The sequence below is a fragment of the Romboutsia maritimum genome (genome assembly GCF_002251085.2).
GTDB classification, from domain to species: Bacteria; Bacillota; Clostridia; order Peptostreptococcales; family Peptostreptococcaceae; genus Romboutsia_B; species Romboutsia_B maritimum.
Genome location: NZ_NOJZ02000003.1, coordinates 1 through 16,208, shown reverse-complemented (window position 1 = coordinate 16,208; position 16,208 = coordinate 1). Strand labels below are relative to the sequence as shown.

Genomic DNA, 16,208 nt, shown 5'->3' with positions numbered 1-16,208 from the left:
TTTTATCATAAAATATACCAAAAATAGGATATAATATAGAGAAGAAAAGATAAGAAGATAGGAGAAAAGCTATTATGGAATATAAACAAGATTGGTTACTCAGACAAATTGAAAATATATCTAGACTAGTAGCTAGCCTAATATTTAATACAAGTACAATTACGTATGAAATAAATGACAAAATTAATTTATCAGAAACAGATATGCTATATAAAGAAATAAGTTTATTACTTAGAAAAAATAAAATTTGTGAAGCTGAAGATCTGCTTTTTAGAAGTTTAGAAGAATCTAATAAAGATTACCTAAGACTAGGAATTGATTTTTATCAAACTATTAATGAGCTAGATGACGATAAACTAAAAGAATGTAATTTTTCTAGAAAAGAAATAATGGAAGGTTTAACTGATCTTCTAGAAATTTATAAAGTCCCAAATTTTATTATATAAAGAAATCAAGCTTTGCAGAAATTTGCAAAGCTTGATTTCTTTTAATTATGATATTGAATATAAACTTAGCACTGAAATTATTTTTTACTTAGAAAATGCTTTTACTTCTTCATAACATTGTAAATCAGTATAAAGCTCATCCTTATATGGATTACGTTTTGTCTTTCTAACTTTATAGATCATGTAAATGAATACTGCTATATTTGAAAGTAAAGCAATAAAACTTACGATAAACAATGCAGTTGGATTTTGTGTTGATTTAACAGCAAATTGAGAGTTATCAATGAATGAAGGACATGTCATAGCAAACATACACCAAAGAGCAAGTGTTTGAGCACGATGTTGTAACCAAGCCCCTTTTTTAAGTGTAAATGCAGTTACAGTTGGAGCTAAAAGTAGAGCTATGCCACAGTACCAAGCATGATCTCCTAGGCAGTTGTAAGTGTAAGCAAAATTCCATATATCATAAGCTATAATCCAGAACCAGCACATATCTGGCCATAGCATATCTTTGCTCTTATCTTTGCTAATACATATGCCCATCCAACCAGTAATAGTAATAATGTTTAAAATACCTGCGATACCATTTAAATAATTCCAAGAACCACTATACATCATTATTCCTTCAAATACTTCTTTTGTAAGTCCTAATAATCCAATTTGAAAATCACGAGTAACAGCTTCAAGGATATTAATTGCAAGAATTAAAGGTGGGAAACATAAGACCCATTTTTTATTAACTGCATCTTTTGAATTACGGATTAGCCAAAATCCTATACATCCTGCTAAAGCAGAATAAACTTTTGCGTAATGAAACCAGTCATTTACACTTGTACCAGAAGTTGTTTTTGGCCAGACAAAGAAGGTAAGAATGATTGGTAATATTATGAATAGTGAAATCCCACCCCACTTATAACGGCGTCCAATTTCATTTAGTATAATTAATAAAATGAATACTAAAAGTAACATAAGCCAATTGGTGATTGGCTGTGCTTCAAATAAGAACATATAATCCCTCCAATTGTATTTAAAAGTAGTGTTCATAAATATTCTAGCACCGTTTATATGAAAATGAAAGCAATAGGTTAATATGTTTTATTTAGTAGATAGGCTTTAATTTAATGTTTTACTACAGATTTGGTGCTATAATACTAGCAAGAACTGTGTTTTTGGCACTGTTAAAAAATAGTATTAAAATTGGGGAAAATTAAAAATATATTTTAACAGAAATGGGGGTGGGGATGATATGGATACATATAAGGTACTTGAGATTAAGCAAAGTGTTTTTGAAGATAATGATAAACAAGCAAATTTGCTTAGAGAAGAATTAAAAAAAGATAAGACTTTTTTATTAAATTTAATGTCATCACCAGGTTCAGGCAAAACAACAACTGTTTTAAGAACTATTGAGGCTTTGAAAGATGAAATGAGAATAGGAATTTTAGAAGCAGATATTGATTCAGATGTAGATGCTAATACAGTTTCAAAAACTGGTACAAAAGTAATACAATTGCATACAGGTGGTATGTGTCATCTTGATGCAGATATGACTAAACAAGGTTTATTAGGACTTGGAACAGAAGACGTAGATTTCGCAATCTTAGAAAATGTAGGAAATTTAGTATGTCCAGCAGAGTTTGATACTGGTGCATCAAAAAATGTTATGATTTTAAGTGTACCAGAGGGACATGATAAATCTCTAAAATATCCATTAATGTTTTCTATAGTTGATGTTTTATTAATTAACAAGATGGATGTAATAGATTATTTTGATTTTAATTTAGAGTCAGTTAAAGAGCATGTGAAAAAATTAAATCCTAATATTAAGGTTTTTCCAATTTCTTCTAAAACGGGTGAGGGAATTGATGAGTGGGCAAATTGGATACGTACAGAAGTGAAAAACTGGAACGTAAATTAATAAAAATATAGTTAATTAGGGGGACATTTATGGCTACTAAGGAAAAAGTTTTAGAGTTTGCTAATAAGGTCAGCAGAAAAAAGATGGGGTCAAAATCTGGAATTAAAAGCACAGATCCAGAATATATGATTTTGGAACCTGTTGTTAGTGACGAAATGGCAGAAGTGGCACTTTGTTTACAAATGCGTAAACCTATGAGCGCAGAGGAAGTTGCTCCATTGTGTGGTAAATCTGTAGAACAAACAACGAAATTATTATGGGAATTGGCTGTTGCGGGTGTTTGTTTTGTTAATGAAAAAGATGGTGTTGATAAATACTGGTATGAAACTTGGGTTCCGGGAATTATGGAAATGATGGTTAATAATAAGGAAAATGTTAAAAAATATCCGCAAATCGCTGAATCCTTCGAAGCATACGGAAGAGTAAGAGGTCCAAAGACAGCAGGTAATTTCCCGGTAGGTATAGGTTTAATGCGTGTTATACCTATTGAACAAGCAATTGAAGGGGAAACTAGAAAAGCCTCATATGAAGAAATTTCAAAATATCTAAATGATAATGAAATTTTTTCAGTCTCAGATTGTTCTTGTCGTACTTCAAGAGAAGCTATGGGGGAAGGCTGTGGCCACTTAAAAGAAGATATGTGCATTCAGATGGGCCATGCAGCCGAATACTATATTCGTACAGGTAGAGGACGTAAAATTACACGTGAAGAAGCTTTTGATATTATTAAAAGAGCAGAGGAAAATGGGTTGGTACATCAGATACCTAATCTAGATGGTTCTGGAAAAACTCATGCAATTTGTAACTGTTGTGGATGTTCATGTTTGTCTTTGCGAACTGCAGAGATGTTTTTAAATCCTGATATGGTACGTTCAAACTATGTCTCATACGTAGATAAGGACAAATGTGTTGCGTGTGGTGAATGTGTTGAAAATTGTCAGGTTAATGCATTGACATTGGGTCAAAAACTATGTGGTAAAACACCTATTCCTGAGAAGAAAAGAGATCTTCCATATGATACAGAGTGGGGTCCAGATAAATGGAATCATGAATATCGTTACAATAGACAAGTTGTTGCTGACAGTGGAACAAGTCCCTGTAAAACCGAATGTCCTGCTCATATAGGTATTCAAGGTTATATTAAGTTGGCCTCTCAAGGAAGATATAGAGAAGCACTTGAACTTATCAAACATGAAAATCCATTCCCAGCAGTATGTGGACGTATCTGTCCTAGAAAATGTGAATCTGCTTGTACTAGAGGAGATATTGATGACCCAATTGCTATAGATGAAATTAAAAAATTCATTGCAGATCAAGATTTAAATTTAAATAACCGTTATGTACCTAAAGTGAAACATCGATATGGAAATAAAATTGCGATTATCGGTGCGGGGCCTGCTGGACTTTCTTGTGCTTTTTACTTGGCTCTTGATGGATATAAGGTGACAGTATTTGAAAAGCAAAAAGCACTTGGTGGTATGTTGACTATGGGAATTCCATCTTTCAGATTGGAAAAAGAGGTAGTTAATGCAGAGATAGATATTTTACGAGAATTAGGTGTTGAGTTTAAAACAGGTATTGAAGTTGGCAAAGATTTAAGTCTAAATGACTTAAGAAGTCAAGGATTTGAAGCATTTTACCTTGCAATTGGTGCTCAAGCAGGCAGAAAACTTGGTATTGAAGGGGAAGATGCAAAAGGGGTTATCCCAGGTGTTGATTTCGTACGCAATATAAATTTGGACAAAGACATGAAACTTGAAGGAAATGTAGTTGTAATTGGTGGAGGTAACGTTGCAATAGATGTTGCAAGAAACGCTACAAGAGTAGGTGCTTCAAAAGTCGATATGTTCTGTCTTGAAAGCCGTGAACAGATGCCAGCTCTTAATGAGGAAATAGAAGAGGCAATGTCCGAAGGGATTATTATTAATAACTCTTGGGGACCTAAACGTATTGTTACTAAAAATGGCAAAGTTGTCGGTATGGAATTTAAAAAATGTGTTTCTGTATTTGATGAAAATAGAAGATTCAATCCTACTTATGATGAAAATGATGTAAAGGTTGTTGAAGCTGATAGCATATTGATTTCAGTAGGTCAGTCAATTGATTGGGGTAATTTAATTGAAGGCAGTAAGGTTGAATTAAATCCTAACAAAACAATAAAAGCTGATTTGATTACATACCAAACTGGAGAGCCAGATATATTCGCTGGTGGGGATTCATTTACAGGTCCAAGATTTGCTATAGATGCTATTGCTGCAGGTAAGCAGGGAGCAATTTCGATACATCGTTATGTTCAACCTGGACAAAGCTTAACTATCGGTCGTAGTAAGAGAGAATATCATGCGATAGATAAAACAGATCTTGACCTTGAAGAATACGATCGTATTCCAAGACAATGTGCAGGTCATGTTGATCCAGTTAAATCAAAAGATACCTTCAAAGATTTACGAAAAACATTTACAGAAGAACAAGTTAAGAAAGAAACTGAACGTTGTCTTAGCTGTGGGGCTACAGTTGTAGATGAATTTATGTGTGTAGGATGCGGTGTCTGTACAACAAAATGTAAGTTTGATGCTATTTCACTTGTTAGAAAATATGACGGTGAAGGTGCGGCATATGAAGATTTGAAACCGATTGTAGTAAAACACATGATTAAACGTAAAGGAAGAATTGCAGTTAAAAAGGTTAAAAAACTCTTTGCAACAAATGAATAATCTAGATTAATATGCAATAAGCAAAAAAGTAAGGGTAGGTGATTGATTTGCATGAACTAGGTGTTGTAATTGAGGTTGTTAAGACAGTAAAAAAAATTGCAATAGAGCAACAATTGACTAAAATTGATACATTAGTGTTACAAATCGGAGAGCTTTCATCAATGATTCCGAGATATATAGAGCAATGTTATCCAGCGGCAGTGGATGGTACGATATTACAAGATACCAAATTGAAAATTGAGATATTACCAGGTAATGGTATATGTAAAAATTGTAATAAAGTTTTTAATCTCCTTGAAAATAATCGTAAATGTCCAAAATGTCAAAGTAAAGACTGGGAGTTATTATGTGGAAAAGAGTTTATGATTAAGGAAATTGTTGCTTGTTAAATTATACAATTGAAATCCATGAAAAGATATTATCATACTGTTATGATGATATCTTTTTTGTTATATAACAATATAAAATAGATAAATTAAAAGTAAATTAAATTCACTTTTAAAATTAGCGAAAGTATTATCATAATATTATGGAAATAAATGTAAAAACATTGTTAAAACTTTTCAGTTTATATAAAATAAGAAGAAGCAATAAATTTTAGCGAAGAAGTAAAATTTTACATAAAGAAAAATAGGAATACCACCTGAGGAGAATAAAAAATGATGAACAATATAAATAACAACTCATATAATAGGAATCTTTATGGAAAAAGTCAGATAAAGTCTAGCAATGAAATTAAACAAATACAAAATAAGTTATTGCCTGAAATAAATATTGAAGAATTACCAAAGGAAGAATTAATTAAACTAAATAAATTTCAGAATGAAGAATTTGTAAAGCTTTTTAAAAAAATTCAAGAACAAATCAAAGAGGCAGAATTAATAGCTATAAAAATAGTTAAAGGAGAAAAACTAACTGCAGAAGAACAACGTTTTATAAGAGAAAAATATCCTGATATGAAACAAACAGCAGAGCAATCAATAAAAGAAAGTAAAGATTTAAAAGAAGAACTAAAAAGTTGTAAAACAGATGGAGAAAGACAAAAATTATTATCTAATGCGATTAGTGATGTAAAAGATATGGCTAAAAAAGGAGCCCTTTCTGAAATTCAAGTTAGAATTAAAATGTCAGGTGTAGAAGAAGTTGCGAAGTCTTTAAAAAAGATTCAAGAACAAGTTCAAAAGGCAGAATTAATAGCTGTAAAAATAGTTAAAGGAGAAAAATTAACTGCGGAAGAACTACGTTTTATAAGAGAAAAATATCCTGATATGAAACAAACAGCAGAGCAATCAATAAAAGAATGTAAGAATTTAAGACAAGAACTAAAAAACTGCAAAACAGATGGAGAAAGACAAAAGATATTATCTAATGCAATTAGTGATGTAGAAGATATGGCTAAAAAAGGAGTCCTTTCTAAAGTTGAAGTTCGAATTAAAATGTTAGCTATAGAAGAAGTAGTAATGTTTTCAAAAAAAATCCCAGAACAAATTAAAAAGGCAGAATTAATAGCTATAAAAATAGTTAAAGGAGAAAAATTAACCTCGAAGGAAGTACTTTTTATAAGTGAAGAATACCCTGACATGAAGCAAATAGCAGAGCAATCAATAAAAGAATGTAAGGATTTAAAAGAAGAACTAAAAAACTGTAAAACAAATGAAGAAAGACAAAAGGTATTATCTAATGCAATTAATGATGTAGAAGATATGGCTAAAAAAGGAATCCTTTCTGAAGTTCAAGTTCGAATTAGAATGTCAGCTATAGAAGAAGTAAAAAAAGAAGACGAAAAAATGAACAATAAAGAAAAAGAACCAAAATTTTATATAAATCCATATATATATATAAATTCAGGAGAATTTTTAGATAAATTAGCAGTTATAATGATAATTGTAGTAATAATAATAGGTATCTTATATATATTTTAATATCATCTCAAATAAAAACATACTAATTAAATAATAAGTGCATTTATTTGAGATTATCTTACTAAGATAGGGAAAATTATAAATCAATCGATAGCAAGTGATAGTTATATTAGGATTGAAGGTCATACTGATTCTGTTCCTATGAAGGGCTATTTCTATAAGTCTAATTGGGATTTATCTGTTATGAGAGCTAGTAATGTAGCACAAATTTTAATTAATCAAGCTGGGATAAAAGGGGACAAAGTGTCGGCAACAGGTTATGGAGAATTTAGACCGAAAGCTGATAATAGTACCGATAAAGGGAAGTCACTTAACAGAAGAGTTGACATACTAATTATGAATTCAAAGTTTAATGAAGTTGAGAATAATAAAAAATAAAATAATTATAAAAAAGAGGTAAGGCAGAGTGAAAATAGCTATTCACAAGACCTTGCCTTTTTAATATTATTAAGATTTCTAGGGAGGAAATTTGTGTATTAAGCTACTAAATTTGGGTTTAAAGTGACAAATGATTGATACAGTTCAACCCATAAAAAAGAAAATCGTTTAAATACAGTAAAAAAATAACGACAGATATTTTTGGATAATCAAGAATATCTGTCATTATTTATACTTTTAGTAGAAAAAAATATGTTAAAAAAAACTTGGCATAATTATTGCTCTAATAAAATTAAGAACTCTGAATGGTAGCAGAGATTTAAAAATTTTACATAAATATTAAAACAATATTAAGGAGGATTTTATCATGAAAGTAACAGTAGTAGGAAGTCATTTATGCCCAGACACAATATATGCATTATGCCAATTAAGAGGGAAGGATATAGATGTAGATTTTAAAAATTTATCATCAAGCTTACCAGATTTAAAAGATTATTTAGCATTACGTGAAGGTTCAGGAATATATGATGGGGTAAAAGCTGCGGGTGGTATAGGAATACCATGCTTCATTTTAGAAGATGGAACAAAAACATTAGATTTAAATGAAGTATTGTGTAAATAAGTTAATATTAGTAAATAATATAAATCCCTTCTTTTTATAGAAAAAGAGGGGATTATTCTGAAGAATTTTTAAACTATATAAAAAATCAAAATAGAAATTACTCAAAAATATATAATTGTTGTATTTTATATGTTATTATGGAAAATATTTTAATAGTATAGGATAGTTACTTAGTTTATATGAATTATATATTTAAGGAGGATACTTATGAGAGTTATAATAGTAGGTGGAGTAGCAGCTGGTATGAGTGCAGCAGCTAAATTAAAAAGAAATAAGCCAGAATATGAAGTTGTAGTTTATGAAAAAACAGACATAGTGTCTTTTGGAGCATGTGGACTTCCATATTTTGTTGGAGGATTTTTTGATGAACCGAATAATATGATTGCTAGAAGTCCAGAGGAATTTAAGGAGTCTGGAATAGATTTGAATATATTCCATGAAGTTATAAATGTTGACTCTAATTTAAAAAAAATAGTAGTTAAAAATGTACAAACTGGAGAAGAGTTTGAAGATTCTTATGATAAATTGATGATAGCAACGGGGGCAAGTAGTATAATACCTCCTATAAAAAATGTTAAACTTGAAAATGTATCAACTTTAAAAACTATGAAAGATGGTATAAAAATTAAAGAATTATTAAAAAAAGAAGAAATAAAAAAAATTGTTATAATAGGTGCTGGATTTATAGGAGTAGAAGCTATTGAAGCTGCTAAAAAATTAGGTAAAGAAGTAACTGTTATACAAGCTACAGATAGAATATTAGATCAAGTATTTGATAAGGAAATAACTGATGTATTAGAAAAAGAAATAAAAGTTCATGGTATAGACTTACGTTTAGAAGAGTTAGCATCTGAGTTTTTAGGTGAAACTAAAGTAGAAAAAATAATAACTAATAAAGGTGAAATAGAAGCTGATTTAGTTATTATAGCTACTGGTGTTAGACCGAACACTTCATTCTTAAAAGATACAAAGATAGATATGTTAGGTAATGGAGCTATAATAGTTGATGAATACGGTAAAACTTCTGTAGAAGATATATATTCAGCAGGAGACTGTGCAACTATAAAAAATACATTAACTAAGGAGAATATGTTTGTTCCTTTAGCAACTGGAGCTAACAAATTAGGAAGAATAGTTGGAGAAAATTTAGCAGGAGCTAACAATTCATTCCAAGGTTCTTTATCATCAAGTTGTATAAAAGTTATGAATATGGAAGCTGCGGCTACAGGATTAACTGAAGCAAAAGCTAAGAAACTAGGATTAAACTATAAATCTAAGTTTATAAGTGACTTTAACCAAACTAACTACTATCCAGGTAGAGATAAGATATATGTAAAACTTGTTTATGATGCTGATACTAAGGTTATTTTAGGTGGGCAAGTTGCAGGATTTAAGGATGCAGTTCAAAGAGTAAATGTATTAGCAGCAGCTATATTCGGCAAAATGACTACTAATCAATTAGGAATGTTAGATTTATGCTATGCACCGCCATTCGCTAGAACTTGGGATGTACTAAATGTCGCAGGTAATGTTTGTAAGTAAGATTAATTTATTTAAGTTATATAAAAAATTAAATAATAGATATTAAAAAGAGAGATAAATTTTATATTTTATCTCTCTTTCTTACCTTTTTGCGTTTTATGTAAAAGATTGTTATAATCGGTTTAATAAAAAATATTATTACTAGGATATGGGGAGTAAAGATGAAAAAAAGAGAATTAGCTATAATAACACTAAAAAAAGAGGCAGGAGAAGTGTATGCAAATCAAATAAGATATTTTTTAGGTGATAATATAAAAATAAATCTATACTCTTTTGAAGAAGGCAACATTACTTTTTTTGATGAAAAACTAATTATTCTTTCTGTAAAGTTAAAATATGAAGAAATTTCTACAATGTGTGCTTCAGATACCCAGATAGTTATACCTAAATTAACTTTTGAAAAATCTAGTTTTAAAAAAATTGCTAAAGTAGACAAATGTGAAACTGTGTTTGTATATAATTTATCTAAGAGTATGGCATTAGAAACAATAACTCTTATATACAGGTTGGGAATGGAAATTCCTAACATTATGCCTTGCTATCCTGAGATAAAAAAAATTCCACCTAATTCTGTAGTTTTGACACCAGGAGAAGAGCTTGTTATACAAGCTGATAACTGTGAGATTATAGACTTAGGATATAGGATAATGGATTTAGGGTGTATAACTGATATAGCTATAAAGTTAAACCTTGAACATTTGATAAAAGAAGATTTATTAAAAAAATTTATAGATAAAATTATTCCTACTAGCTACATTACACAAAAACTTCTAGTAACTCAAACTAAGTTGGAAAATCAATTTGATTTTTTATTATCTGCTATAGATGAAGGAATAATATGTGTAAGCCATGATGGTATGGTTCAATTTTATAGTCATGTAGCAAGAGAAATTTTATCTCTTAATGATAATGAAATGATAGGTAAGTACATCGGAGACTATATAAAATCTTTTGATTTTAATCAAATAAAAAATAAAGAAATCACTCACTTACAAAAGCTTATTAAAGTAAATAATATAGATATAAATTTAGATATTAGATATACTAACATAAACGTATTTAGTGGATTTATAATAAAAATTGCTAAGTTTTATCAAACAGAAAAGAAACAAGCTAAACTTAGAGCTCAATTACTTGATTCTGGAAACGTAAGTAAGTACAATTTTGATGATATACTTGGAATTAGTGAAGATATACTAAACACTAAAAAAATTGCTTATAAAATGGCACAATCTAATTCATCTATTTTAATTATAGGTGAAAGTGGCACAGGCAAAGAGCTATTTGCTCAATCTATACATAGTTCTTCTTCTAGGAAACAAGGACCTTTTGTGGCAGTAAACTGTAGTACTTTTCAGGAAGGGCTTTTACAAAGTGAATTATTTGGTTACGATGAAGGGGCTTTTACAGGTGCAAAAAAAGGTGGGAAGATAGGATTATTTGAACTTGCTAATAATGGAACTATATTTTTAGATGAAATTGGTGAGATGGATTTAAACTCTCAAGCTAATATTCTTAGAGTAATACAAGAGAAGCAGATTAGAAGGGTTGGTTCTGATAGAGTTATTGATGTAGATATAAGAATTATTGCAGCTACAAATAGAGATTTAAGAAAATTAGTTTGTGATAATAAATTTAGAAAAGATTTATTTTATAGATTAAATGTTCTTCCTCTAAAAATTAGTCCTCTTAGAGAACGTGTAGAAGATGTATTTTTAATATTTGATTCTTTTAAAAAGAATCTCGATGTTCACTTTAATCTTTCTGATGAAGTAATAGCAGTATTTAAATCATATCGTTGGGAAGGGAATATAAGAGAATTAAGAAATTTAGCTGAATATTGCTCATATATAGATAAAAAAGTAATAGCAGTATCTGATTTACCAGAGTATATGCTTGAATCAATTGAAACTAAAGATTATTGCTCTGAAATATTGAAGAAAAATAATAAACTTCCTATACCAAATTTTAAGAGGGATTTAAATGATTACATGTTTGTTTTAAGAAAAATAAATGAAGCATATATACTTAAACAAAGAATAGGAAGAAGAAAGCTTTATGAATATGCAGTAGAAGAAAAAATATTTTTAACGGAGCAACAAATAAGAAGTATTCTTTTGGAACTTCAAAAATTTGAGTTTGTAAAAGTTTTATCCGGTCGTGGTGGTTCAATAATCACAGAAAAAGGAAGAAATTTTCTTAAACAAAATTAAATTTAAGAAATTATGGGTTTAATGGGTTATTTGGGTTACCTTTTAAACTTATTTGTTTTATTAATGGGTTAAAAAAATCATAAAACTATTGATTTTATTAAAACATTTAGAAAAATAATAAGATTTTTAACGAATAAAAAATTCGCTTAGCCTAAGCGGTGTGTCGACGAAATACTTCATATTGCCAACGACTCTGTTTGTTGCTCAAAATGTCATTTTTTACATTTCTAGACTCATTAGTATTACTAGCATTTATAGGTTATTCACATGAAATTACTTAGTATAGTTTCCTTACATATAAAAAAATTGAAAATTTGGCACATATATTGCTTTATACATAAAATATAATTAAAAAAATATTGGAGGTATAACAATTATGAATTATAACTTTGATACTGTAATTGATAGAAGCAATAACTTTGCAGCAAAATGGTCAGAGATGGAACAAAAATATGGAACAAACGATCTTCTTCCTATGTGGGTAGCAGATATGGATTTTAAAACAGCTCCATGTGTAATAGATGCACTTAAAAAAAGAGTAGAACAAGGCATTTATGGATATACAACTAGACCAGCATCTTACAATGAATCAATTGCAAACTGGGTAGTTAGAAGATATGGATGGGAAATAAAACCAGAATGGTTAGTATTCAGCCCAGGAGTTATTCCAACTATAAGTATATTGATACAAGAAATGACTGAAAAAAATGACAAGATAATGATACAAGAGCCTGTTTATAGTCCTTTCAATAGTGTTGTAAAACAAAATGGAAGAGAGTTAATAATAAGTCCTTTAGTTAAATTAGAAGATGGAAACTATATTATGGATTATGAAGATATAGAAGCTAAAATCAAAGATGTAAAAATATTTTTACTTTGTAACCCACATAATCCAGTAGGTAGAGTTTGGACTAAAGAAGAGTTACAAAAACTAGGAGATATATGTCTTAAGCATAATGTAAAGGTTATCTCAGATGAAATACACAGTGATATAATTTTCAAAGGACACAAGCATACTCCATTTGCATCAATAAGTGAAAAATTTGCACAAAATAGTATAACTTGCATGGCACCTACTAAGACATTCAACATAGCTGGATTACAAATGTCTCAAGTTATATTACCAAATGAAGAAGACTACAAAATATTAGATTCTGCTTTTATTAGATTAGATATAAGAAGAAATAATGCATTCAGCTTAGTAGCTACAGAAGCTGCTTACAATCATGGAGAAGATTGGTTAAATGAATACCTTGAATATATAGAAGGAAATATAGACTTTGCTGTAAAGTATATTGAAGAAAATATGCCTTCTCTAAAAGTTAGAAAACCAGAAGGAACATACTTATTATGGGTAGACTTCAGTAAAACTGGATTAAGTGATGAAGAAGTTGCAAAAGCTTTAGTTGAAAAAGGTAAGGTTGCACTAAACAACGGAGTATCTTTTGGTATAGGTGGAGATGGATATCAAAGAATAAACATTGCCTGTCCAAGGGCTATGGTTGAAGAAGGATTAAATAGAATTAAAAAAGCAATAATATCTTAATTAAGAGGTAAATAAAACAGTCAAATGAGTAAAATGAAAACGTTATTTAAATGTCGTTATAAATAGAGGGAGAATTACATCATGTGTAAAAATATTGAAAAAAGAAAACCTACATTTAAATTTGCAGCTTTAGTAATGCTTTCAATTATATGTTTAACTACAGTTGGTATGGTTGTATTTAAGGCATCTATAACAACAATGTTTTTATTATCTTGGTTAATCGTTGTTCCTGCATCTATGAAATTAGGATATACGAATAAAGAAATAGAAGAATTTGGATTCTCAGTTGGGAAGGATGCTTTCCAATCTAACTTAATTATAATTTCAGTAGGAGTATTAATAGCTACTTGGATAGCAGCTGGTACTATACCTACAATAGTTTACAGCGGACTTACAATAATAACACCTAAATATTTCTTACTTACAACATTAATAGTATGCTCTCTTACATCTATAGCTACTGGAACTTCTTGGGGTACTTTAGGGACTTCTGGTATAGCATTAATGAGTATAGGAACTAGTATGGGTGTTCCTGCTGGACTTACAGCTGGAGCTATAATATCGGGTGCATTTTTTGGAGATAAAATATCTCCTTTATCAGATTCTACAAATTTAGCAGCAGCTGTCTGTAAAACTGACGTTATAACACATATAAAACATATGACATTTACAACAGTACCTTCATACTTATTATGTATAGTTTTATATACAGTAATAGGATTCAAATATGCAAATAATACAATAGATTATAATCAAATAAATCAAGTAGTGACTGTTTTAAAAGCTAATTTCCACATAGGATTTATAGCTTTAATTCCAATAATAATATTATTAGCTTTATTATTATTACAAAAGCCGCCAATAGTATCTATACTATTTTCATCAATTCTTGGAGCGGGGATAGCAGTTGTTCAAGAAGGTGAAAAAATAGGTGATATATTAAAATATATGTTAAATGGATACTCTATAGATACAGGTCTTAATTATGCAGATAAATTATTAAATCGTGGTGGAATAATGAGTATGGCAGAAACAGTGCTATTAGTATTTATCGTATTCGTAATAGCAGGTATACTTCAAAAAACTGGCTTCTTAGAAATATTATTACAACCAATGATAGATAAAATAGGTAACTCTAGAACTAAGTTAGTTGGTGCTACATTTATTGCAAGTTATTTTGCAAATGCATTCAGTTCATCTATGATGTTTACATCTGTATTTGTAGGAACTGTAATGTCACCGTTATACAAAGAATTTAAATTAAAGCCAGAAAACTTATCTAGAATAATAGAAGATACAGCTACACTTGGTGGTCCATTAATACCGTGGAACTCAAATGCTATATTCTGTAGTCAGACATTAGGTGTTAGCCCATTTGAGTTTATACCATATTGTTTCTTAAGTTGGATAACTCCTATAATATCATTCATATATGGAGCTACTGGATTTAGTATGAAGACTTATACAGAAGAAGAGATTAAGGCACTTGAAGAAGACGAAGAAGCTGCAGCAACTATATAAAAGAATAAGGAGTAATTAGTTATGGAATTTCATTATTATTATTTAATTCAAGATATTGTAGGAGTGATGGTAGGTTTTGTAGGCATAAGGATGTTTGCTTTATGCATAAGAATGATTTTATCAGGAAAAAGCTCTAAAAATACAATTTTGATTACAATTAAATATGCTTTAGTTACAATTTCAGGAGTTAATTTATTGATTAATCAATTTGGATTAAAACCTTGGATGATAAGTATAATTTTGATTTTCATATCAAATATAATTACACCAAAAACTAGTAATAAGGTTTTTTAAAAGTTTAATCACATTTAAAAATTATAAATTCAAATAAAAAAAGCGTAGAACAAAGGTAAAATGGATCCTATATAGTGGACACGAGAAAAAACGTGTCTATCTATATAGGGTCTTTTTTTGTAAAATATTAATTGAGGAGTGATTGAAATATGAGTAAAAAGATATTTACAGAGCAAGAAATACTAGAATTATCTAAAAATAAATATATAAAAAATGTGTCCTCTAAGGGGATAACTTATACTAATGAATTTAAACTACAGTTTATTGCAGAATATGAAAATGGAAAAACTTCGAGAAAAATTTTTAAAGATGCTGGATTTAATATTGATATAATTGGAATTAAGCGTATAGATTCAGCTAGTCGAAGATGGAGGAATGCATATAAGGATAAAGGCGTTTTAGGTTTAGAAGATACTAGAACTTTAAATTCAGGAAGAACACTTAATAGAGATTTAACGATTGAAGAAGTTCTTGCTAAAAAAGATGCTGAAATAAGGTATCTTAAAGCGGAGCTTGAATTGATAAAAAAGCTCGAGCTGCAAGAAAGGCAGGTGATAAATAAGAAATTACCATCATCTATGATATTTAGGCTAATACAAAACTTAATTAAGGACTTTAAACTTTATAATATGACGAGACATTTATGCAAAATTGCTAATGTCTCTACTTCAGGTTATTATAATTTTTTAAGAAACTTTAAAGCTAGAGATATGATGGAAAATGAAGATCTTAAATCAAAAGAAATTATTCTAAAAGCATTTAATTACCGTGGATATAAGAAAGGTTCTAGAACCATAAAGATGATATTAAAGAATAAATTCAATGTCATAATGAATAGAAAGAAAATCCAAAGAATAATGAGAAAGTATAATATTATTTGTCCAATACGTAAATCTAATCCATACAAACGCATGGCTAAGGCTACGAAAGAACATAGAGTTGTTCCAAATAAGTTAAATAGGGAATTTAAACAAAATATACCTGGTAAAATAATGTTAACTGATATTACATATATGCCGTACGGCAATGGCAAAATGGCTTATCTATCTACGATAAAAGATTCATCAACTAATGAAATATTAGCATATAATC

The 16,208-nt window shown here is 29.4% G+C and carries 14 protein-coding genes; 13 read left to right on the top strand and 1 reads right to left on the bottom strand.

Annotated elements, in window-relative coordinates; genetic code table 11:
- Positions 1 to 74 precede the first annotated feature (74 nt).
- Positions 75 to 446, top strand: a complete 372-nt coding sequence (locus CHF27_RS03010; RefSeq protein WP_115975905.1) for a DUF6483 family protein — start codon at positions 75 to 77, stop codon at positions 444 to 446.
- 84 nt (positions 447 to 530) lie between these two features.
- Here the strand turns inward: CHF27_RS03010 and CHF27_RS03005 are convergent, their stop codons facing one another.
- Complete coding sequence (locus CHF27_RS03005) at positions 531 to 1,454, bottom strand: DUF5692 family protein (protein WP_115975902.1); 924 nt, start codon at positions 1,452 to 1,454, stop codon at positions 531 to 533.
- A gap of 238 nt (positions 1,455 to 1,692) precedes the next feature.
- Between CHF27_RS03005 and hypB the strand changes: the two genes are divergently transcribed.
- The 12 genes from hypB to CHF27_RS02945 all read left to right on the top strand — a co-directional run.
- Entirely contained in the window at positions 1,693 to 2,364 is a 672-nt protein-coding gene (gene hypB / locus CHF27_RS03000) for a hydrogenase nickel incorporation protein HypB (protein ID WP_115975899.1), read from the top strand.
- 29 nt (positions 2,365 to 2,393) lie between these two features.
- Positions 2,394 to 5,078, top strand: coding sequence for an FAD-dependent oxidoreductase (locus CHF27_RS02995; RefSeq protein ID WP_115975896.1), 2,685 nt, complete (start codon positions 2,394 to 2,396; stop codon positions 5,076 to 5,078).
- A 47-nt stretch (positions 5,079 to 5,125) separates the two neighbouring features.
- Positions 5,126 to 5,467: a hydrogenase maturation nickel metallochaperone HypA/HybF gene (locus CHF27_RS02990; RefSeq protein WP_095406499.1), complete on the top strand. Its 342-nt coding sequence runs from the start codon at positions 5,126 to 5,128 to the stop codon at positions 5,465 to 5,467.
- A gap of 270 nt (positions 5,468 to 5,737) precedes the next feature.
- On the top strand, positions 5,738 to 7,000 hold the full coding sequence (locus CHF27_RS02985; RefSeq protein WP_095406500.1) for a hypothetical protein: 1,263 nt from the start codon (positions 5,738 to 5,740) through the stop codon (positions 6,998 to 7,000).
- 66 nt (positions 7,001 to 7,066) lie between these two features.
- Complete coding sequence (locus tag CHF27_RS02980; RefSeq protein ID WP_095406501.1) at positions 7,067 to 7,378, top strand: OmpA/MotB family protein; 312 nt, start codon at positions 7,067 to 7,069, stop codon at positions 7,376 to 7,378.
- 367 nt (positions 7,379 to 7,745) lie between these two features.
- Entirely contained in the window at positions 7,746 to 8,000 is a 255-nt protein-coding gene (locus CHF27_RS02975; RefSeq protein WP_095406502.1) for a glutaredoxin, read from the top strand.
- Between the two features lie 207 nt (positions 8,001 to 8,207).
- Positions 8,208 to 9,542 (top strand): CoA-disulfide reductase, encoded by a 1,335-nt coding sequence (locus tag CHF27_RS02970; protein WP_095406503.1) that lies wholly within the window; start codon positions 8,208 to 8,210, stop codon positions 9,540 to 9,542.
- Positions 9,543 to 9,703: 161 nt separating this feature from the next.
- The gene (locus tag CHF27_RS02965) at positions 9,704 to 11,755 is read left to right on the top strand and encodes a sigma-54 interaction domain-containing protein (RefSeq protein ID WP_095406504.1); all 2,052 of its coding nucleotides are present in this window, start codon (positions 9,704 to 9,706) and stop codon (positions 11,753 to 11,755) included.
- A gap of 376 nt (positions 11,756 to 12,131) precedes the next feature.
- The gene (locus tag CHF27_RS02960; protein WP_095406505.1) at positions 12,132 to 13,301 is read left to right on the top strand and encodes a MalY/PatB family protein; all 1,170 of its coding nucleotides are present in this window, start codon (positions 12,132 to 12,134) and stop codon (positions 13,299 to 13,301) included.
- An 81-nt stretch (positions 13,302 to 13,382) separates the two neighbouring features.
- Positions 13,383 to 14,822: a Na+/H+ antiporter NhaC gene (gene nhaC / locus CHF27_RS02955; protein ID WP_095406506.1), complete on the top strand. Its 1,440-nt coding sequence runs from the start codon at positions 13,383 to 13,385 to the stop codon at positions 14,820 to 14,822.
- A gap of 21 nt (positions 14,823 to 14,843) precedes the next feature.
- Positions 14,844 to 15,116, top strand: a complete 273-nt coding sequence (locus CHF27_RS02950; RefSeq protein WP_095406507.1) for a hypothetical protein — start codon at positions 14,844 to 14,846, stop codon at positions 15,114 to 15,116.
- Between the two features lie 149 nt (positions 15,117 to 15,265).
- A partial coding sequence (locus CHF27_RS02945; RefSeq protein ID WP_115975894.1) for an HTH domain-containing protein occupies positions 15,266 to 16,208 on the top strand: 943 nt, incomplete at its 3' end.